The organism is Oceanospirillum sp. (genome assembly GCF_048265165.1).
GTDB lineage: Bacteria > Pseudomonadota > Gammaproteobacteria > Pseudomonadales > Halomonadaceae > Oceanospirillum.
Genome location: NZ_JBLXCD010000004.1, coordinates 52320 through 72814 on the forward strand (window position 1 = coordinate 52320; position 20495 = coordinate 72814).

Genomic DNA, 20495 nt, shown 5'->3' on the forward strand with positions numbered 1-20495 from the left:
TGACTTTTGATTGATAGCTCGTTGGCCGTTCCCTGAGCGGCCAATATTGTTTTAATACACAAGTCATGCCTGAGCCTTATCGATGCTCTGCATATAGCCTATAGGATCTTTTCAGGTCTGGCATTGGTCTTTAAACCTCGGCAAAAATCCTTTACTATCCGCTGTTTTATTAATTCCTGCCGCCGGCTGTTCCGGCAAGTCCTTTTTGAGGTCACTGCTTTGGCTGCACCGCGTGCAAAAATCCAGACCGATAAGATATTTAATGGTTTGGCTGAGAAGTTTCGTAATAACGTCTACGGCACCAACAAAGGTTGGTTGCGTCAGGAAATCTTAGCCCGTGATCTGCAGAAGATCCCCTTTGTGGCTGCAGTTGACTCTGCGCTGGTGCTGGACATTGGCGGAGGCCTGGGGCAGATGGCTGACTGGTTTGCTAAACAAGGCCATCAGGTTATCTTTACTGAGCCTGCCGATGATATGCGGGCTGAGGCTGATCAGTTGTTTCAGGAACAATCAGCGACCTATGATAAGCCTGTAGTCTGCCACCCCTACCGTTTGCAGGAGCTGAGTGATCAGGTGCCACCGGCTCAGCTGGTGTTGTGCCATGCGGTGCTGGAATGGTTGCATCAACCGCTGGACGCCTTGCCTGTTATTGTGAGCCAGATGCAATCTGGTGGTTGGTTATCCCTGATGTTTTTTAATGAAGATGGCCTGCGTTTCAGTAATATTGTGAAGGGTAACTACGATAAAGCACTTAGAGACACTCTTGATGGCACGGGGCAACGTTTGCGTTTAACGCCCATTAGCCCGCAAAAGCCAATGTTAGTGGTTGATGGCTTAAAAGACCTAGGGTTGGAGATTGTTTCTGTTGCAGGTGTTCGGGTTTTTACCGACTACCTTCGGGATAAAACGCCTTCGGATGAAGATCTGGAAAAGCTGTTAGAGCTTGAGTGGCGTTATTGTCACCAGGAACCCTATTGGCGGATGGGGCGCTATATTCATGTTCTGGCTAAGAAACCCTGATGCCAAAGTACCGCTGCTGACAAGGCGCAATATTGCCTGAAAATACCTCGATCCTCTCTTACTCTGGTAAATAATTATGAGTGTTTTGTCCCCTGCTGCAGAGCTGGTATTGCGTAATCAATCCTTCTTGAAAGGGGATCTTCTGATGGCGCACTTACCTGTAGGTGATGGTTATACGAACCTGATTCAACCCTTGTTGACGCCTCAGATTGAAGCCCTGCATCTGCTGACCGATGACTGGCGCAGTTATCAGTCGCTAGATCAACATCGCCAGTATGAATCGCGTTTTATGCCGTTATTTCAGGCTTATTTGGGACAGGATAGCGATAGTGGCTTGCTGACTGCCTATGATCACATTCTTCTGTTTATGCCAAAAGCGAAAGAGCAGGCCCGTTATCTGATTACTCAGTTTTTACCTTTGCTAAAAGCCGGAGGCTGCTTCTGGCTGGTGGGTGAAAACAATGGTGGCATTAAGTCTGCGGATAAATTGCTTAAAGCAGCGGCAGATGACCAGTGGTCAGAGGGTGCCTGGAACTTAAGCAAGGCGGACAAAGCGAAAAAAAGTGCATTACTGAAGCTGCAGCTCAATAAGGAGCTTTCGCTGCCAGAGTCAGAGACGTTTGATGCTGAACCCTGGGAACTGCATTGGCAGCTACCGGAAAAGAAAGAGTTTCCGGTGGAGCTGGCAGACCTGAAGCTTATCAGTCTGCCGGGCGTATTCAGCCATGGTCGTTTAGATGAAGGCACGGCGCTTATGCTGCAGAATATGCCGCGTATTAAACCATCAAAGGTGCGTAACCGTAGAGTGTTGGATATGGGTTGTGGAACCGGTGTTATTGGTTTGAGCCTGTTAAAGCTGCACCCGGAGCTGGAAGTGACCTTTTGTGATGTCAATGCTATGGCACTGGAAGCGACCCGTCGCGGTCTTACCGCCAATGATATGCAGGGGCAGGTTTACGCTTCCGATATGTGGAGTGATATCACAGATCGCTTTGACCTGATTATCTCTAACCCACCGTTTCATACCGGCCAGAAAACGGATTATGAGCTGGCTGATCGTTTTATTCGCCAGGCGAAGAAACACCTGAAGCGCAGTGGTGAACTGCGTATTGTCGCTAACCGATTTCTGAAATACCCGGATATTATTGAAGCTTCGTTCGGTCACTGTGAACGTATCGCCGAGACCGGTAAATTCTGCATATGGTCGGCGAAGATTTAACCGGTCAGTGTAGGTCACCCTTTAGGGCGTCATAGGTTTGGTGTTGCTGGTTGGCTTGACGGGCTAAAGCCCGACCCACAAGAGAAAGTAGACTCCGTGTCAGTCAAGAGAGACCCTTCTGTGAAAAAAGAGCAAAAAGACGCGATTTTCGCCAATCCGCTGGATAAAGTGGCTACCTTCTCATTTGATGACAAGGTCGTTCAGGTGTTTCCGGATATGATTAAACGGTCAGTACCGGGCTACAGTAATATGATCGGTATGACGGGTGTTATTGCCCGTCGTTACTGGCAGCCAGGAACCCGTATCTATGATTTGGGCTGTTCGCTGGGAGCCAGTATGTTATCGGTGCTGCACCAGATTCAGGAGCCGGGCCTTGAGATTGTTGGTCTGGATAACTCTGATGCGATGATCGAACGCTGCCGAGAGGTTCTGTCTCAGGAAGTGTCTGAAGCTCAGCGTGATAGTGTACACCTAGAGTGTGCTGATATCTGCGAGGCACCTATCGACAATGCTTCTGTTGTGATCCTGAACTTTACCTTTCAGTTTCTGCCGATGGAGCAGCGCCTGCCGCTGTTAAAACGAATCAATCAAGGCTTAGCACCCGGTGGTGTGATTGTTCTGTCTGAAAAAGTGCGCTTCGAATCCGCCGAGCAGCAGGATACCCTATTCGACCTGCATTTGGATTTTAAACGGGCTAACGGCTACAGCGAGCTGGAGATCAGTCAGAAACGGGCCGCCTTGGAGAATTTCCTCCAGGCTGAGAGCTTTGATACCCATCATCAGCGCTTCAAAGAAGCCGGCTTTGCTCAAAGCACGGTTTGGTTTCAATATCTGAACTTTGCTTCCTTACTGGCGATAAAAGCCCGATAACAGAAGCCGGGCCTGTTCACTCCCGAAATTTATTCCAACCCGATTTAAGCGAGCTTCAATATGCAGGATTATGCACCTCTGTATCAAAAATTTGCTGAAGAAGGCCTGACCCGATGGCTGGCAAAAGTACCTGAGCAGCTGGAAGACGCACTGGATGTTAAGCGTTATTCCGACCTGCCGGGTTGGCAAAGGGTTGTGGATAAATTTGATACGGCAGAAGCTTTGGGAGAACAAGGCTACCAGGTTGAGATCCAGCTGGAGCAAAGTGTTGTTAAAGTCAGCACTCAGCCTGAGTTACCACAGCCGATGCAGGCTAAGTACCGTAACCTGCTGAAAAAACTGATGCCGTGGCGTAAAGGCCCATTTGATCTGCACGGCTCCTATATCGATACCGAGTGGCACTCCGATTGGAAATGGGACCGTTTAGCTGAGTTTATAGCTCCTTTACATAACCGTAGCGTGTTGGATGTGGGGTGTGGTAGCGGTTATCACTGTTGGCGTATGGCAGGGGCGGGTGCCCGCTTTGTGGTTGGTATTGACCCATCACCCCGATTTCATATGCAGTTTCAGCTGGTGCGCCGCCTGATGGGACTGGCAGATGGTAATCGGGTTTTCCATCTTCCGGTTGGGATTGAGGATGTCCCCGCGAATCTGGATTACTTTGATACAGTCTTTTCCATGGGGGTGCTCTATCATCGTCGTTCACCGATTGATCATCTTTTTCAGCTGAAAGAAGCCTTGCGTCCCGGCGGTGAATTGGTGCTGGAAACGCTGGTCGTCGATGGTGATGCACAAACCGTGCTGATGCCGGAAGATCGCTATGCCATGATGAATAACGTCTGGTATCTGCCTAGCCCTGAGGCTCTTGTGCTTTGGCTGGAGAAGTGCGGCTTTATTAATGTGCGTGTCGTTGATGTCTCTGTTACCACACTGGAAGAGCAGCGTAGTACCGAGTGGATGACTTATCAATCGCTGCAGGATTTTCTCGACCCGAATGATCCGACAAAAACAGCAGAAGGTTATCCTGCCCCTAAGCGCGCTGTGATTATTGCAGAGCGCCCTTATTGATAGCAGAAATAGGCGCGACCAGCCTCTTATTCTTAATAGTTATATATAAATTCTATTTAGAATTAAGCGGTATTTCTTTAGTTAATGTTTTTCTAATATTATCTCTCTTAATTGGTCAGTTTCTTTGGCCTGCATGAGTCTCGGAGAGTGTTATGAATATTGATCGTCTGGTGTTTGTTTTTGCTGGCTCTATGGTGCTGCTTAGTGTTGTTCTGACGCAGTATGTACATGCTAATTTTGTCTGGTTAACTGTTTTTATCGGCGCCAATCTGATTCAGTCTGCATTTACTGGTTTTTGTCCGGCTGCAAAAATATTCAATATGATCGGCATTAAAACTGGCTGTGCGTTTAAGTAAAGCAGAGTTGGGGTTACTCAGGGCTGGCTTTTGATAATCCACTCTGAACTAAAGAACCGCTCCGAATGAAGATTCGGAGCGGTTTTTTTTTGCGTGGGCATAATACCCAGCATGCGACGGATACGGGTCAGTCGTAATCCACGGATAGCACGTAATAAACCTGTTCGCCGCCGGGTGCCTGTACCTGAATTTCGTCATCTAATGTTTTTCCCAGGAGAGAGCGAGCCATAGGCGAGTCGATATTGATTTTGCCTTCTTTAAGATCGGCTTCGTCCGGCCCGACAATACGGATCTGCATCAGTTCGCCTTCATTATCTTCAAGCTCTATCCGGGCAGAGAAGAAGATGCGTTCCAGGTCATCAGGTTTTTTATCCACAACCGTTAACGCATCCAGGCGCTTATCGAGGTGACGGATACGGCCCAGAGTTTTATTCAGTAGTTGCTTGTTGTAAGTGTAATCGGCATTCTCACTACGATCACCCTGAGCGGCGGCTTCCTGTGCTTTCTGGGCTAACTCGGGATGACGGACTTTCCAGAGATAATTGCGTTCATTCTGCAGGACTTCATAGCCTTCCGGGGTGATCAAGTTCGTTTTCTTTTCGCGCCGAGGATCTTTTGCAGGGTCTCGCCAGCGTTGCATATTGCGCCCTTTCATACCGGTATCAGCCTCCCTTGCGCGTTATATATTGAGTGTGAGCTGAGCTGTTCTCCTCTCAGCAATAAAAAAGCCTGTGTACCGATTTTAAACCGGCATACAGGCTGATTAAAACACACCTTTCTGTAGATCAGGTTTTGAACTGTTTAATCAGGGCTTCAAGGTTATAAGCATTCTTCTGCAGCTCCTGAGCAGAATCTTGTATCAGGCTGGTACCTTGTTCGGTATCTTCTGAAATACTGGAGATGGATACTAGGTTCTGACTCATTTCATGAGCTACATTGCTCTGCTCATCTGCTGCCGTCATGATTTGGGCGTTTAAAGAGCTGATCTGTTGCATTGATGCTGCAATCGTTTGAAAGGCTTCGCCAGCTTCTGTTGCTTTACTGACGGTAGTCTCGGCTTTTGTACGGCTTGTATTCATAACATCGACGGCAACTTTCGAGCGGCTTTGCAGCTCGTGGATCATCTCCTGAATTTGCTGGGTGGACTCAGCGGAGCGTTGTGCCAGTTGACGTACTTCATCGGCTACAACAGCGAAGCCACGACCCTGATCTCCGGCTCGTGCGGCCTCGATCGCGGCATTAAGCGCTAACAAGTTTGTCTGTTCGGATATCCCTCCGATAACATCAAGGATGCTTTCAATCTTTGCGGTGTGGTCTTCCAGTGCATTAATCACGCTGCCTGCTTCTTCCACCTCGCTGGCCAGTTCGTTAATACTACTGGTCGCTTCTTCAACAACCCGAAGACCTGTTTCGGTCTGCTCATGGGTCAGCCGTGTTGTTTCATTAGCCTGGTCAGCAATATTTGCAGTCTGCTGAGCAGAGGCGGCCATTTCGTTCATACCCGCAGCGCTCTGCTCTGTTTCAGAGCGTTGACGGGTAACGCCGTTAATTGTATTGGCGGTAATATCGGACATTTGGCTGATGGCATGGGAAAGCTGCTGTGTGGATTGGCCAACAGAGTTTACGATGTTCTGGAATTTATCCATCATATGGTTGAAGGCACCTGCCATATCACCCAACTCATCTTTGGTTGTAATATCAACACGCTCACGAAGGTCACCGGAATCTTTCACTGCTACCATGGTGTTTTTCAGGGTGGTGATCTGTACTGTGATGATATGAATAATGAAAAGTGCCAGGCCGCCAATCAGCAGGCTTAAAATCCCTACTGTTATGGAGTATTGCAGTAGGGTTTGCCAGAAAATCTCGTCCATATCGTTCAGGTAGATACCGTTACCAACAATCCAGCCCCAGGGTGCAAAGCCTTTTACATAAGAGACCTTAGCTTGCGGGGCCTCATGGCCTGGCTTTGGCCAGAGATACTCAACATAACCTTCGTTAGAGGCTTTTACGGTACTGACAAATTCGCTGAAAATTTTCTTGCCGTTAGGGTCTTCAAGGTTGGCCAGGTTTTTTCCGTTCAGCTCGGGTTTGATCGGGTGCATGATCACAACGGCATTCATGTCATTAATCCAGAAATATTCATCCTGGTCGTAGCGCAGACCCTCAATTGCTTTTTGCGCCGCTTGCTGGGCTTGCTCGCGACTCAGGTGACCTGCTTTCTCCATTGCATAGTAGTGATCCAAGAAGCCATGTACTGTCTCGACAACATGTTTGGTTTTGATTTTACGGTCTTCGAGAAGATTGTCCTTCAGGGACATTAAGGAGACGCTGATCAGAACTGCAGTTCCCATTGCCATCAAGCCAATAATGACCCAGAGTTTATATTTGATTTTTATATTGCCCAGGAGATTATGCATTGCAACGCTCGCTCTTATGACTTAGTCGTTATATTTTTATCAGTCTGTTGGCAAAACAAATTGCCATGAAGTTAGCTTAGAGTTGTTTTTATTACTAAAGATATCCAGTAGTGGGTTTTAACCTCTATGTTTGCAATAAAATTGCATTATTTCAGTCATGTTATGTTACATGGTTCCTTTGTGTATGTTTTTAGTTTGATCTGACTCATGTTATTGAGCTTTTGCTAAGAACTTGGTGGCATGCAGGCTGAATAAGAAGCTGGGAAGGTGACGCCGCTTTAGTTCCCCGGATATTTTGTTATGCTCAGAGCCCAGACCTACAAGGAAAAAATATGAGTGAGCAACTGACACCAACATTTGCGCAGGATTCTGTAGAAATTCTTGAAAAGCATACTGTTTTTCAAGGTTTTTTTCGTTTTGATAAATTGCGGATTAAAACCCGAAAGTTTGCTGGAGGGTGGTCCGGTGTCATGAGCCGTGAAGTGTTTGTTCGTGGCAATGCGGTTGGTGTTTTACTCTATGACCCGATAACAGATCAGTTGCTTATGGTGGAGCAGTTTCGCCCTGGCTGCCTCTATGAGCCAAACCAAAGCCCTTGGCAGTTTGAGTTAGTCGCGGGCATGACCGAGCCCGGTGAAAGCAATGAAGATGTTGTCCACCGGGAGGCGGAAGAAGAAGCCGGTTGTAAAGTACTTCAGCTGGAACATCTCTACAAATACTGGGTGAGCCCCGGTGGTATGGATGAGCAGATCGATCTTTTTCTGGGCATTATTGACAGCAGGGAGATTCAGGAAGGAATTTATGGTCTGGCAGAGGAAAATGAGGACATTCGGGTGGAGTTAGTGAGTGCTGCTGAGGCCTTCAGAGGGTTACAGGATGGTCGCATTAACAATGCGATGGCGATTATTGGTTTGCAGTGGTTACAGCTCAACCGTGTGCGTCTGCAGGAAACTTATGGTGCCTGATTATGTGGTTATTTAACGCGGCGGAGAGATAAATATGTGCTCGAATTCGGGTAAGAAATCCGCTGCGCCTCAACGTTTTGGTAGTTGGCAGCAATACAATGGCTGGAAAACAAAACCCAACTATGCGGTAGATCTGAAAAAGCAGATGGCGGAGTGTGAAGCCAATTACCTTCGTTTACTCAAGTTACTGCCGGATCTCGAGGAAACAGAGCAATGGCACTTTGCCGTTAGTGATGAGGCTCTGCATCTGGGAGAGTTGGTGATTAAAGTTACCGAGCGCAGTAAATATACGACGTTACTGCGCATCTTTCAGAAAGACAGCTGGGGGCACTGGTTGCGTCAGCCAGAACTCTCCGTGCGGCTGTACCATGATGCCCGAATGGCTGAGGTGGTGGGGTATCAGCGGCAGCGTCACTTTGAAGGGCGATATCTTTATCCGAATGATAAAATGCGTCAACCGGATGAGAAGCTACAGATCAATCTTTTTCTTGGTGAGTGGCTGGCTCACCTGCAGCGATATGGCCATATTGCTGAGCCGGTGAACCTCACTTTTAACCGCTGATCCAGTATATAAAACCACGCTTTCAGCCCCTGAAAGGATACTTAACCGTAATGCCCGTTTCTGTTATTCAGCTTACCGATCTGCATCTTTTTGCCAGCATAGAGCAGGATTTTAAAGGTCAGAACCCCTGGCAGAATCTGCAAGCCATTCTACAGCAGATAGAGCGGCAGGGGCTGCCGGACATGTTCCTTTTGACTGGAGATCTCAGTCAGGATGAAACACCTGAAAGTTATCGAATACTGTCAGAGCGGATGGATGCCGTTGGTGTGCCCTGGCTATGGATTCCCGGCAACCATGATCAGCCTGAGCTGATGACGCAGTACAGACCTGTTGAGAGTTCTGTTTGTCTGGGTCGTTGGCAGTGGCTGCTACTTAACTCTAACTCTGGCCAGCCCCATGGTGAACTGTCTGTGCCGACACGGAATCAGTTGCTTGAAATGCTAGCTGCTCCCAGGGCTGAATTTCAGGCTGTGGCGGTACACCATCAGCCTTTATTGGTGGGGCCGCAACGTCAGGGATTTTTCCATTCAGAGCTGGCTGAACCGGGTCAGGTTGCAGGGATTGACAGTATTCCTCTGCAGGATGACGGCTGGCTTTGGCAAACGCTTTGTGAGTATCCGCATGTGAAGGCTGTCATCTGTGGGCACGTACACCAGTCGCATCAGATTGAGCGTGATGGCTTGGTTCTCTATACCACGCCAGCCACGAGCATTCAGTTTGCCCCGCATATCAATAATTTTGAGATTGACTCTCAGGCTCCTGGTTACAGGAATCTTACCCTGCTGGATGACGGTAATATAATCAGTAAGGTTGAGCGTCTTAACCTGAACAGTGCTGCTTTTCCTAAGCCTGAATAACGCAACGTTTTTGCATTCAACTGGATCAGAGTTATCTTTTTGACGCTTATATTAAAAAGTTATCAATAAATGATTTTAAATAATTTGACGTAATTAAGGATTCCGTTTTAACTACGCCTATTATAATTGCACTCAATGGGGCTGTTTGCGTCACAGCAGACCTGATAAAAGCTTTGATAAGCTGGTTGCGATAACTGATTTGACTTGAAAAGCCGGCCTGTCAGGGCTTGCTTATGACCTTTAGTAGGAGTGGATCACAACGATGATATCGCCCGAACGCCTGACTCACCTGAAACAGCTGGAAGCCGAGAGCATCCATATTATTCGGGAAGTAGCTGCTGAGTTTGATAATCCGGTAATGCTGTACTCAATCGGTAAAGACTCTGCGGTAATGCTGCATCTGGCTCGTAAAGCCTTTTATCCGGGAACACCTCCGTTCCCACTGATGCATGTTGATACCACGTGGAAATTCCGTGAGATGATCGAGTTCCGCGACAAGATGGCGAAGGAAGCCGGTATGGATCTGATCGTTCATACCAACGAAGAAGGTCGCGCGGCGAACATCAACCCATTTGATCACGGCAGCCGTAAGTACACCGACGTGATGAAAACCGACGCCCTTAAGCAGGCTCTGAACAAGTACCGCTTTGATGCAGCTTTCGGTGGTGCCCGTCGTGATGAAGAGAAATCCCGTGCTAAAGAGCGCGTTTACTCTTTCCGTGACAAGTTCCACCGCTGGGACCCGAAAAATCAGCGCCCTGAACTGTGGAACCTGTTTAATGGCAAGGTGAACAAAGACGAATCAATCCGTGTGTTCCCGCTGTCCAACTGGACGGAGCTGGATATCTGGCAGTACATCTATCTGGAATCAATACCGATTGTGCCGTTGTACTACTCTGCAGAGCGTCCGGTGGTTGAGCGTGATGGCACTCTGATCATGGTGGATGATGAACGTATGCCTCTGGCTGACGGCGAAAAGCCGGTACAGCGCTCCGTACGTTTCCGTACGCTGGGTTGTTACCCGCTGACCGGTGCCGTGGAATCAACCGCAGCAACCCTGCCGGATATTATTCAGGAGATGCTGCTGACCACCACGTCTGAGCGTCAGGGCCGAGTGATCGACCACGATGGCACCGGTTCTATGGAAGAGAAAAAGCGCGAAGGCTATTTCTAAAGTCAGACTGTAGCGAAACGTGTTTACCCGTAGGTCGGATAAGCCGTAGGCGTCATCCGGCAATACGAGAGTCAGGCTGCCTGGTTTGCGGACCTGATAAAGAATATTAAGTTGGGGCTGAGAGGTTCAGCTAACGTGTTAGCCCCAAGTGAATGAGGACACAAAATGTCTCACCAATCCGATCTGATTGCGGAAGATATTGAAGCGTATCTGAAACAACATGAACATAAAGACCTGCTGCGTTTTATCACCTGCGGCAGTGTTGATGACGGTAAAAGTACTCTGATTGGCCGTTTGCTGCATGACTCCAAAATGATCTATGAAGATCAACTGGCGGCGATTAGTCGTGATAGTAAAAAGAGTGGCACAACCGGTGAAGAGATCGATCTGGCGTTACTGGTGGATGGTTTGCAGTCCGAGCGTGAGCAGGGGATTACCATTGATGTAGCATACCGCTATTTTTCCACCGAGAAGCGTAAGTTCATCATTGCTGATACGCCGGGACATGAGCAGTACACTCGTAATATGGCGACCGGTGCGTCCACCGCATCCCTGGCGATTATTCTGATCGATGCTCGGCATGGTGTCCTGACTCAGACCCGTCGTCATAGCTTTATCGCCTCTCTGTTGGGTATTAAGCATGTGATCGTTGCTGTCAATAAAATGGATCTGGTGGATTACTCCCAGGCCCGTTATGACGAGATCGTAGCGGACTATAAAGAATTTGCTAAAGATCTGGATCTGCCGGACACCCGGTTTGTGCCGGTTTCTGCTCTGAAGGGGGAAAACGTAACCAATAACAGCGAGCTGATGCCTTGGTACACCGAAGCTCCACTGATGGATATTCTGGAAAACGTGGAGGTGAATCACGATATCGCACTGGAGAGCCTGCGCTTTCCGGTACAGTATGTGAATCGCCCGAACCTGGATTTCCGTGGTTTCTGTGGCACCGTTGCTGCGGGCTTTGTTAAGAAAGGCCAGTCGGTTACAGTACTGCCCTCCGGCAAAACCAGTACGGTTAAATCCATCGTCACTTTTGATGGAGATCTGGAACAGGCGCAGCCGGGTCAAGCCGTAACGGTAACGCTGAATGACGAGATCGATATCTCTCGCGGCGATGTGCTGGTGGAAACCGGTCAGGAAGCAAAAGTAAGCAACAGTTTTAGTGCGCATATGGTCTGGATGCACGAGGCGCCCCTGGAACTGGGTAAACAATACAGCTTTAAGGTCGGCACTCACTTCACCAGTGGTTATGTAACGCGCATTGAGCATCAGATTGATGTGAATACCATGGAAAAATCCGATGCCCGTGAGCTGTCGCTGAACGGTATCGCACTGGTAACGGTTGAACTGACGGCTCCTGTGGTATTCGATGCTTACAAATCCAGTAAGTTTACCGGTAGCTTTATCGTTGTGGATCGCCTGAGCAATGTAACGGTTGGAGCGGGTATGATTGAAGATATCGCTGAGGTTGGCGTTCAAACTGCTGCCGGCCCGATTAGTGCCTTTGAACTGGAACTGAACGGCCTTATTCGTAAGCATTTCCCGCACTGGGAAGCGAAAAATATCAGAGAACTGTTGAAGTAATTCTGTTCTCGGATCCCTTTCTGGGCATCTGAGATGTTGTGAGCAGACTCAAAAAAATGGCCATCATTGCGATGGCCATTTTTGTTTTTATCATAGCTTTAGGCTTAGAAACTGAGCATCACCTCTTGTCTCAACCTGAAGGGACTAAAGAACCTCTTCGATATGCTCTTTCCATTCGGTTATTACCGATTCGCGACGCTTCTGGTGGTCCATCAGTAGTTTGTGATGCTCTGCCCAGTGGTCAATCAGGCGTTCGTGACACACCTCCTTATCGCCGGACGCACAGTCCTGCCAAAGGTCGAACCATAGATGGTTATATTCCATCATGGCTTCTAGTTCCAGGTTAACGAGATTGTTTACCCCATCAAGCCAGTGCTGTTGTACCTTTTGTACCGGTACATGCTGGGGGATAACCTTCGAGAATAATGAAAAGTCGGGAAAGAACTGATTTGCCATGACTGCGATCTCCGTAAATTAGGCTATAAGATCATGCCCTAAGGGCCAGCTTTAAATCTTTAGTTCACTCATATTCTAGGGGATTTTTTGTTATTTAGTTATTGCTTATACTTGTTGTATATCAAGTAACCTGGTGATTTTAAGGCTATTGGTTTTTCTTGAGCCAAGCAAATGATAATTGTTTTCATCGTATTTAATGTTATGTTGTAACATATACTTGTAGCCATCAGGAGAAATGACCATGAAAAAGAATATTCACCCGGATTATGATTACGTTGTGTTCCGGGATGGCAGTTGCGATAAAACATTTCGTATTCGCTCAACGTGCAAACCAAGTGAAACCATTGTCTGGGAGGATGGTAAAACTTACCCCTTGTATAACCTGGATGTTTCCAGTGCATCTCATCCTGCTTATACCGGTGAGCAGCGCAAAGTCAGTAGTGAGGGACGTGTGGCGAGATTCAAGCAGCGTTTTGGAAAGCGTGGTCTGAAATAAGATTGGTCGAGACCTTTTGTTCGCTAATTGCTAACGCTTCTTGGTCATCATCTAATTCTAGGATGGATATATGCAGGTGCTCAGTTCATTAAAAACAGCTAAGTTACGTCACCCAGACTGCCAGATCGTCAAGCGCAGAGGCCGTCTTTATGTTATTTGTAAGAGTAATCCTCGTTTCAAAGCCCGCCAGGGTAGTGCTAAAAAATCGCGCTGAATAGCTTTATAGGTATGCACTTCCCGCGCAGAGAACGGAAAGCTCTGAGCGAGCTGCTGAAGTATTTACGCTGAAGCAATGATTTTGTGAAAGCTGCTCAATCTAAATTACCCGCCCATTATAGGGCGGTTTTTTTGAGTGCTTGATGCGGAATTTTATTTTTACGGCTGGATAGGGGGCTGAATTTTGTTCGGCTTTAGGCCAGTCAATAAACGTTTAAAGTGAAGCGGCAGACCTTGCCGCTTGATCATACAAGCCAGACATACCCCGTAATAATACAGCGGCTTTGCCTAGCTCTTCTTCACCAAAGCCCAGAGTTTTCAGTGAGTCGACTAAGCAATTTTCCCGCACCTCGCTGTAAGCTTTACAGCAGGCAGCGCCTTTATCCGTCACTGAATAAAAAGTTTCTTTGCCGCGTTTTTCAGATTTAACAAGTTCTTGTTTAAGCAGTTTTTTTAATGAGTAAGTCACGGTATGGGTGTCTTCAATATTTAAGACCATACAGATATCAGATACTTTTTTTGCACGGCTGCGGTGGTTCGAGCTATGCAGCACCAAGACATCTAAGTGGCTCATATCGGTTATTCCCGCAGCACTTGCACAGTGAATCATCCAGCGATTAAAAGCATGACTCGCAACAATTAATCCAAACTCTAACTCTGAGAGCTCGCTAGAACGGCCAGAGGCCAAATGCGCTGATGAAACAATCGGGCCAATTTTTCGGGCCGGCTTGTCTGAATTAGCTGAATCAAAGTGATTGCTTGTCTTTTTACTCATAATCGGGTCTTTTCACTTTTGTTTTAATGTTTAGTTGCCCATCTGACTCGGAAGGTAGGTGACAATTTCTGGAAAGATCGTGATCAATATAACCGATGCTAAAATTAGCAGGAAATAAGGGAAAGCAGCCCAGGCAACACGAAGTATATTTTCGCCTGTTAATCCCTGGATCACAAATAAGTTAAACCCTACCGGTGGTGTTATTTGACTCATTTCTACCACGATAACCAGATAAATACCGAACCAAAGAGGATCGATGCCAGCGGCTTGCACCATGGGCAAAATAATGGAGGTCGTGAGTACCACAACAGAAATACCGTCTAAAAAGCAGCCAAGCAGAATAAAAAACAGTGTAAGGGCAACAAGCAGCATCTGCGGCGATAAACCCAGCGTGTTTATCCAGGTAGCCAATTCTCTTGGTATGCCCGTAAAGCCCATGGAGGTCGTTAAGAAACTAGCGCCGACTAAAATAAAGGCGATCATTGACGATGTTTTAACCGTACCCATTAATGCGGATTGGAAGGTTTTCCAATTCATAGAGCCCGATTGAATAGACAATAAATGCGCTAAAGCAACGCCAACTGCGGCAGATTCCGTCGGTGACGCTAAACCTGTATAAATGGAACCAATTACGCCCACTATCAGTAAGAAAACGGGAACCAGGGGTTTGCTGCGCTTAACCTTTTCTACAAAAGATAACTTTTCAGACTGTTCAGCTGGTGCACCTTGTGGGTTCATCAAAGACCAAATAATAACATAGCCAGCAAAGAGAGCCATGAGCAATAGCCCAGGCAAAATGCCAGCGACAAATAAGCGGGCAATAGATTGCTCGGTAGCAACCCCATAGACAATTAAGATAATTGAAGGCGGTATCAGTAAGCCCAAAGTCGCTGAACCCGCTAAAGTTCCTAATACTTGGTTTTTGTTATAACCGCGACGATCAAGCTCTGGGATGGTCATTTTGCCGATGGTGGCTGCTGTTGCAGCAGATGACCCGGAAATAGCCGCAAAAATACCACAGCCAACAATGTTGGTGTGCAATAAGCGCCCCGGTACCTTACCGACCCAAGGGGCAATACCGCGAAACATCTCCTCGGAAAGCCGGGAGCGAAATAGTACTTCACCCATCCAAATAAACATGGGTAAAGCAGCCAGCTCCCAAGATACAGCGGCACTGTAAAAAGCCGTTGCCAAGCTATCGCCAACAGGAATGCCACTAAAGAAAAATAGCGCAATACAGCCTATGGCTGTTAGCGAAAAAGAAACCCATAAACCAACACCTAATAGTGCTAATAGCACGATTAGCAGGATGAGTGTCATCCAGATCATATCCATCAATTACTCCTGCGGGGCGTCAGTATCAAGTTGAGTGATACGGCCACTCAGCAAAGAAATAAAGGCATCGGTGACTGCAATTAACAACCAAAGTAAACCTAAGGACATGCCCAATTGTGGAAGCCATAAAGGCACGGGCACCATGCCGATAGACAGGTCGCCATAGTCGTAACTATCGAGAGTTAGTAGAACACTAAACCATAGTGCAAAACCGGTAATCATCATGGCAACGAACGCCATAAGCGAGTCTAATCCACGCTGCAGCCATAGAGGGAGGCGTTGAATTATAAGCGTTACACGAATGTGACCACCCTGCCAAAAGGTGTAGGCCAAGCCAAAAAAAGTCGCACCGAGTAGTAGAAAAGCGGATATTTCCGCCAAACCGGGCAGGTGTAATCCCAAGGGGTTAATATCCACCCAAAGCAGTACTTTATCCAGCACCCGGCCGAGCACTTGCAGCACGATAAGCAGCATAATGGCAGTTAAATGCAGGGCTGAAAGCACGCCCCCTAACCGATATAAATTATTAAGTACTTTACGCATTGCCACTCCTGCTCAGCGGGTTAAACGCCAGATGAATTAGTTAGACTGATACGCTTTAAGTAGCGTCACACCATCTTTACCAGCACGCTTTAACCATTCTCCCGTCATGGTTTCGCTTACTGCTTTTAAACGCTGAGTTAAAATGCCGGAAGGTTTTGAAATTTGAATGCCGTTATCACGCATAATCGCGATTTTAGCTTCAGTTTCTTGTTTACTTGCTTCCCAGCCTCGTTTCTCTGCACGTTCTGCAGCGGCTTTAACGGCTGCTTTTGCATCATCTGATAAGCGATCAAATGCTTTAGCATTAATGATCACCATGTTTTTTGGTAACCAAAGTTGTGCATGATTAAAGTCGGTTAAGTAATCCCATGCACGTGTATTTGCACCGGTAGAAGGTGACGTGATCATGGCATCGACGCGACCTGTACCAAAGGCGGTAGGAATATCAGGCACTTCAACTTGAGTGGGTAGAGCACCCAGTAAGTTCGCTATTTGCTCGCTAGATTTGTTGTATGCGCGCATTTTTACACCGCGTAACTCTTCACCTGTTTCAACAGGAAAGCTGGTGTATATACCCTGAGGAGGCCAAGGCACGGCAAACAGTAGCATTAGACGTTGTTTTTTAAGGCGCTCTGAAAGAACACCTTTAGAGGCTTGCCATAAATCCCATGCTTCTTCGTAGTTGCTTGCTAGGTAGGGAACAGAATCAACTTCAAATAGAGCGTCTTCATTGGCAAGGCGCGACATAATCACTTCACCAATAGGCACTAAGCCACGGCGTACAGAGTTTTTAATATCGGCATGTTTTATGAGTGAACCGCCGCTATGAACGGTAATGTCCAGTTCGCCGCTGGTGGCTTCACGCACATCATTGGCAAACTGAGTAATGTTAACAGTATGGAAATTGGTGTCGCCGTAAGGGGTGGGCATATCCCATTCAGCTGCTTGTAAGTTTGTAGCGCCAAAGGCTAAAACAGTAGCCGCAGTGAAATACTGCAACTTACTTTTTATTTTTTTTGCTTTGAAAAGCATAATGTTAATCTCCAGTAGACAACTGATTATTCTTATAAAAACAGCCTTTTCCATGCTTTCGACGGACGGCCCCTTGCTAAAAAACTAGCGATCTAATTTTCTACTGTCAAATTTTTATTAAGAAACATGAGTAAATAGTTTTTGTATTATCGGTATTTTATCGATAAATTGTTTTCTTATATTGGATACAATTGTCAGAACGTAATAGAGGTGAGCTGATGCTATTGAATTGTGACTTAGGTGAAAGCTTTGGCTCTTGGACGATGGGACTTGATGCAGACGTGATGCCATTAATTGATCAAGCAAATATTGCTTGTGGCTTCCATGCCAGTGACCCTCTAATTATGCAAAAAACGGTGCAGTTAGCCCTATCTTATGGCGTTAGTCTGGGTGCCCACCCTGCTTATCCTGATTTGCAAGGCTTTGGTCGCCGTTCTATGGCCTGTGCACCAGAAGAAATTACAGCAATGGTGCTTTATCAAATCGGGGCGTTACAAAATATAGCCGCTTCAGAAGGTGGACAATTAAGCTACGTGAAGCCTCATGGTGCGCTTTACAACGATATGATGCGCGACCCCAAGGTGCTTGATGCCATTTTGCTTGCCGTTAAAAAAACAGCCATGCCACTGGCGCTGATGGCCATGTCGACTGCCGATAATCAGTATTTAAAGAGACGGTGTTCTGAGCAACAGGTCCCTCTGTTATTAGAGGCTTTTGCAGACAGAGCTTATGACAAGAACGGCTTTATTGTTTCACGCTCAACGCCTGGTGCGGTTTATCATCAACAAGAGAGTATTGTGGAGCAGGCAGCTAAACTCGCTGAAGGAAAGGCCATTCAGACATTAGAGGATGAGAATTTAATTCTAGAAGCTGACACCCTTTGCGTACACGGAGATAACCCGGAGTCTTTAAAAGCGGTAGAAGCCATACGAGCCGCTTTGGGGGCGAAAGCCTGATGCAGTGGCGCTATGATGTAACCGGCGTAGATACGGTGACTCTGCATTTTGGTGAATGCATCGATCTGGCTTTAGTCGACCCGATCCAACAGGCATCGCAAGCCTTGCGCCAACAGTTAGGTGCGCGCCTTCTGGATGTAGTGCCTTCTTACACCTCCATAATGCTGCGCTATGATTTATTAGTTGATGATCTGACCAGCTTAATGGCTGACCTTACGCCGCTACTCAATAACTTATCCACTCGTTCTGGCTGCCAATTAGCAACGGATATTGTAGAGATACCGGTTTGGTACGATATAAAGGTTGGCCCAGATTTACCGCGTATTGCAGCCTTAGCCGGATTAAGTGAAGAAGCTGTTATACAGCTTCATTCCAGTCAGGCTTATCAAGTTTTTGCGATCGGTTTTGCCCCGGGGTTTGCATACTTAGGTGAGGTGCCTGAACAACTGGCCGCACCGCGTCTTTCCACTCCAAGGGTTAAGGTACCGGCGGGCAGTTTGGGCATAGCTGATACTCAAACAGCCCTTTATCCCTTATCTTCACCAGGTGGGTGGAACCTGATTGGTCGCACTCCGCTAACACTCTTTGATCCCAGGCGTGAACCAGCGAGCCTGTTAAATGCCGGCCAGCAAGTTAAATTTAGGGCCATCAATTTTGCTGAATACCAAGCGTTAGGTGGGCAGCTAGATGAATAAACAAAATAATGAACAGCAAGGGCTAAATGTCATTCATGCTGGTTTCTTAACGCTGTTGCAGGATGCCGGACGCAGCCAGGTGATGCATCAAGGGCTTGCCAATGGCGGCCCGATGGATAGACATGCCTGGGCTTGGGCTAATCGACTGTTAGGTAACGCTTACAACACGCCAGCCTTAGAGATTACTTTTGGTGGTTTGCAGTTAGAAAGCCAGGTTGCAACACGCATTGCGATGACTGGCGCAGACGTTCTTTTTACCCTTAATAATAAGCCTCAGCCTTTATGGTCCAGCCTTAATTTAATGCCCGGCGATAGACTTAAGCTGGATGCGCCTAAAGCGGGCTTGCGTAGTTATTTAGCCGTGAGTGGTGGCTTTAATGTGCCGCAGAATTTAGGTGATAGCTGTGCAACACTTATGCGCGAAGGGACAGGCGGACAAAATGAAAAAGGACAAAAGGTTGCTGCAGGTGACTGGCTGCCCTGTCATTCATTGCCCATCAGTGCGTTCAAAGAACACTCTTTTAAAGTGCCTGAACATAGAATTCCTGACTACAAGCAACCCTTGGTATTAGATGTGATTTTAGGTGCACAAGTAGACAGGTTTCCAAGTAAAAGCTTGGCGCAATTTTTTAATGAAACGTACCGTATTAGCCCACAAACTGACCGTATGGGGGCCCGTTTAGACGGCCCTCGCTTGGAGGTTGTAGGTGAACGATTAATTTCAGAGGGGATTAGTTTAGGCGCTATTCAAGTGACCGCAGACGGTCAGCCTATTATTTTACTAAATGACCGCCAAACCATTGGCGGCTATCCAAAACTGGGCGCAGTTACACCACGAAGTTTAGATGCTTTAGCTCAGCGCCCCCCCGGCAGTGACGTACGCTTTAAAGCGGTGAGTTTATACCAAGCTCAGCTTGAAGAAAGGGCGTTTATGCAGTTTTTTAAAGGATAAACAGATAAGGACCTAAGCAGGCTTTTTTAAGGCCTGCAGGTATGCATCACTCTACTCTTATTCCATCAAGAAAAGCTTCGGATCAACAAACACGCCATTCAGGCTGACACTCCAGTGAAGGTGAGGTTGTTTAATATCGGCCGCATAGTTCTTGCCAATATCGATACGGTGGCCTGATCTGCCTACTTTTCCGATCTCTTCACCCCGGCGAATGCGCTGACCTTCACGGACACGTACATTGACGCTTGCAAGGTGGCTGTACTGAGTGAAAAGCCCACGGCCATGATCAATCAGAACGGTTTTTCCACCGTAGAATAGATCTTTTATCAGTACAATTTTACCATCAGCGGGTGCATTGGCTCGCTGGCCGCTGAGATCAATACCATTATGGCCATCAAGCAGTTTGCCGTTCAGATACGTTTGATCACCGAAGGGGCGGATAATTTCGCCTCGGGTAGGATGCAAAAATGGCCGGGTATCTGGTTCCAAACCGCTACGCTGCAGGGTCAGGCGCTTAATCAGGTCGGTATCGTTCATGATCTGTTGCTGCTGAGCAGCGGATAGGTTTTTTTGAACAGGTTCTCGACTGACCAGGTAGCGCTCGCTGTGTTTGGGAGGGCGAATATTAATCATTATTTCACGATTACGGCCATTGGGTTGCTCTATCAGCAGAGGCACCTTGCCGGACGGAGTATTAAGAGGGATACCCACCCAGGTAATCCAGCGGTTATCACTTTTTTGGTTATAGGGATGATTTTTTACAAAAGTCCGTCTGCCCTGAAAGTACACAACGGGCTCTTCTTCGGTGCCGAGCGAAACCGGTAACTCAATAACGGCTACACCTCCGGGCATAGGGTCTGGCTTGGGCCTGTAGCTGGAGAGAGTATCCGCCCGACTGACTGTGCTTAGGCCAAACCCGAGGGCTAGCAGCATGGTCAGTG

The 20495-nt window shown here is 47.4% G+C and carries 23 protein-coding genes; 15 read left to right on the plus strand and 8 right to left on the minus strand.

Annotation, left to right across the window (positions count from 1 at the left end; all coding sequences use genetic code 11):
- The first annotated feature begins 219 nt into the window (after window positions 1–219).
- From ACN0R8_RS09815 to ACN0R8_RS09835, 5 genes are all read left to right on the plus strand, one after another.
- Window positions 220–1020, plus strand: coding sequence for a methyltransferase domain-containing protein (locus ACN0R8_RS09815; RefSeq protein ID WP_417596904.1), 801 nt, complete (start codon window positions 220–222; stop codon window positions 1018–1020).
- 76 nt (window positions 1021–1096) lie between these two features.
- Entirely contained in the window at window positions 1097–2239 is a 1143-nt protein-coding gene (locus ACN0R8_RS09820; RefSeq protein WP_417596905.1) for a methyltransferase, read from the plus strand.
- A 120-nt stretch (window positions 2240–2359) separates the two neighbouring features.
- Window positions 2360–3109 carry a carboxy-S-adenosyl-L-methionine synthase CmoA gene (cmoA, locus tag ACN0R8_RS09825; RefSeq protein WP_417596906.1) on the plus strand — a complete coding sequence of 250 codons (750 nt, stop codon included), beginning with the start codon at window positions 2360–2362 and terminating at the stop codon, window positions 3107–3109.
- 60 nt (window positions 3110–3169) lie between these two features.
- Window positions 3170–4177: a tRNA 5-methoxyuridine(34)/uridine 5-oxyacetic acid(34) synthase CmoB gene (gene cmoB, locus ACN0R8_RS09830; protein WP_417596908.1), complete on the plus strand. Its 1008-nt coding sequence runs from the start codon at window positions 3170–3172 to the stop codon at window positions 4175–4177.
- A 152-nt stretch (window positions 4178–4329) separates the two neighbouring features.
- Window positions 4330–4533: a DUF2892 domain-containing protein gene (locus ACN0R8_RS09835; protein WP_417596909.1), complete on the plus strand. Its 204-nt coding sequence runs from the start codon at window positions 4330–4332 to the stop codon at window positions 4531–4533.
- A gap of 127 nt (window positions 4534–4660) precedes the next feature.
- On the opposite strand, the gene greB is transcribed toward ACN0R8_RS09835, so the two are convergent.
- Window positions 4661–5173, minus strand: a complete 513-nt coding sequence (greB, locus tag ACN0R8_RS09840) for a transcription elongation factor GreB (RefSeq protein ID WP_417596910.1) — start codon at window positions 5171–5173, stop codon at window positions 4661–4663.
- Between the two features lie 145 nt (window positions 5174–5318).
- Window positions 5319–6953 carry a methyl-accepting chemotaxis protein gene (locus ACN0R8_RS09845; protein ID WP_417596911.1) on the minus strand — a complete coding sequence of 545 codons (1635 nt, stop codon included), beginning with the start codon at window positions 6951–6953 and terminating at the stop codon, window positions 5319–5321.
- Window positions 6954–7285: 332 nt separating this feature from the next.
- On the opposite strand from ACN0R8_RS09845, the gene ACN0R8_RS09850 reads away from it, so the two are divergent.
- From ACN0R8_RS09850 to cysN, 5 genes are all read left to right on the plus strand, one after another.
- Window positions 7286–7918, plus strand: coding sequence for an NUDIX domain-containing protein (locus tag ACN0R8_RS09850; protein WP_417596912.1), 633 nt, complete (start codon window positions 7286–7288; stop codon window positions 7916–7918).
- Between the two features lie 34 nt (window positions 7919–7952).
- Window positions 7953–8480 (plus strand): DUF1249 domain-containing protein, encoded by a 528-nt coding sequence (locus ACN0R8_RS09855; RefSeq protein WP_417596913.1) that lies wholly within the window; start codon window positions 7953–7955, stop codon window positions 8478–8480.
- A 50-nt stretch (window positions 8481–8530) separates the two neighbouring features.
- On the plus strand, window positions 8531–9337 hold the full coding sequence (locus tag ACN0R8_RS09860; protein ID WP_417596914.1) for a metallophosphoesterase: 807 nt from the start codon (window positions 8531–8533) through the stop codon (window positions 9335–9337).
- A gap of 262 nt (window positions 9338–9599) precedes the next feature.
- On the plus strand, window positions 9600–10511 hold the full coding sequence (cysD, locus tag ACN0R8_RS09865) for a sulfate adenylyltransferase subunit CysD (RefSeq protein ID WP_417596916.1): 912 nt from the start codon (window positions 9600–9602) through the stop codon (window positions 10509–10511).
- A gap of 165 nt (window positions 10512–10676) precedes the next feature.
- Window positions 10677–12098, plus strand: coding sequence for a sulfate adenylyltransferase subunit CysN (gene cysN / locus ACN0R8_RS09870; protein ID WP_417596918.1), 1422 nt, complete (start codon window positions 10677–10679; stop codon window positions 12096–12098).
- Between the two features lie 144 nt (window positions 12099–12242).
- Here cysN and ACN0R8_RS09875 read toward each other — a convergent pair whose 3' ends face one another.
- Window positions 12243–12554 carry a hypothetical protein gene (locus tag ACN0R8_RS09875; protein ID WP_417596920.1) on the minus strand — a complete coding sequence of 104 codons (312 nt, stop codon included), beginning with the start codon at window positions 12552–12554 and terminating at the stop codon, window positions 12243–12245.
- Window positions 12555–12795: 241 nt separating this feature from the next.
- Between ACN0R8_RS09875 and ACN0R8_RS09880 the strand changes: the two genes are divergently transcribed.
- Both ACN0R8_RS09880 and ykgO read left to right on the plus strand, forming a co-directional pair.
- Window positions 12796–13050 carry a type B 50S ribosomal protein L31 gene (locus ACN0R8_RS09880; RefSeq protein WP_417596922.1) on the plus strand — a complete coding sequence of 85 codons (255 nt, stop codon included), beginning with the start codon at window positions 12796–12798 and terminating at the stop codon, window positions 13048–13050.
- Window positions 13051–13120: 70 nt separating this feature from the next.
- A complete protein-coding gene (gene ykgO / locus ACN0R8_RS09885) occupies window positions 13121–13264 on the plus strand; it encodes a type B 50S ribosomal protein L36 (protein WP_417596924.1) in 144 nt (47 codons plus the stop codon).
- A 216-nt stretch (window positions 13265–13480) separates the two neighbouring features.
- Here the strand turns inward: ykgO and ACN0R8_RS09890 are convergent, their stop codons facing one another.
- Genes ACN0R8_RS09890 through ACN0R8_RS09905 form a run of 4 tightly spaced genes read right to left on the minus strand, consistent with a single transcriptional unit; the run spans window position 13481 to window position 16951 of the window.
- A complete protein-coding gene (locus ACN0R8_RS09890) occupies window positions 13481–14041 on the minus strand; it encodes a winged helix DNA-binding protein (RefSeq protein WP_417596926.1) in 561 nt (186 codons plus the stop codon).
- A gap of 30 nt (window positions 14042–14071) precedes the next feature.
- Window positions 14072–15376: a TRAP transporter large permease gene (locus ACN0R8_RS09895; protein ID WP_417596928.1), complete on the minus strand. Its 1305-nt coding sequence runs from the start codon at window positions 15374–15376 to the stop codon at window positions 14072–14074.
- A gap of 3 nt (window positions 15377–15379) precedes the next feature.
- A complete protein-coding gene (locus tag ACN0R8_RS09900) occupies window positions 15380–15919 on the minus strand; it encodes a TRAP transporter small permease (protein ID WP_417596930.1) in 540 nt (179 codons plus the stop codon).
- 36 nt (window positions 15920–15955) lie between these two features.
- Window positions 15956–16951: a TRAP transporter substrate-binding protein gene (locus ACN0R8_RS09905; protein WP_417596933.1), complete on the minus strand. Its 996-nt coding sequence runs from the start codon at window positions 16949–16951 to the stop codon at window positions 15956–15958.
- Window positions 16952–17169: 218 nt separating this feature from the next.
- Between ACN0R8_RS09905 and ACN0R8_RS09910 the strand changes: the two genes are divergently transcribed.
- The 3 genes from ACN0R8_RS09910 to ACN0R8_RS09920 are packed head-to-tail and all read left to right on the plus strand — an operon-like array spanning window position 17170 to window position 19554.
- Window positions 17170–17907, plus strand: a complete 738-nt coding sequence (locus ACN0R8_RS09910; protein ID WP_417596935.1) for a 5-oxoprolinase subunit PxpA — start codon at window positions 17170–17172, stop codon at window positions 17905–17907.
- Complete coding sequence (gene pxpB, locus ACN0R8_RS09915) at window positions 17907–18602, plus strand: 5-oxoprolinase subunit PxpB (protein ID WP_417596937.1); 696 nt, start codon at window positions 17907–17909, stop codon at window positions 18600–18602. The genes ACN0R8_RS09910 and pxpB overlap by 1 nt, the downstream gene beginning before the upstream one ends.
- Entirely contained in the window at window positions 18595–19554 is a 960-nt protein-coding gene (locus ACN0R8_RS09920; RefSeq protein WP_417596939.1) for a biotin-dependent carboxyltransferase family protein, read from the plus strand. Before pxpB ends, ACN0R8_RS09920 begins: the two co-directional genes overlap by 8 nt.
- Before the next feature lie 57 nt (window positions 19555–19611).
- Here ACN0R8_RS09920 and ACN0R8_RS09925 read toward each other — a convergent pair whose 3' ends face one another.
- On the minus strand, window positions 19612–20487 hold the full coding sequence (locus ACN0R8_RS09925) for a peptidoglycan DD-metalloendopeptidase family protein (protein WP_417596941.1): 876 nt from the start codon (window positions 20485–20487) through the stop codon (window positions 19612–19614).
- Between the last annotated feature and the right edge of the window lie 8 nt (window positions 20488–20495).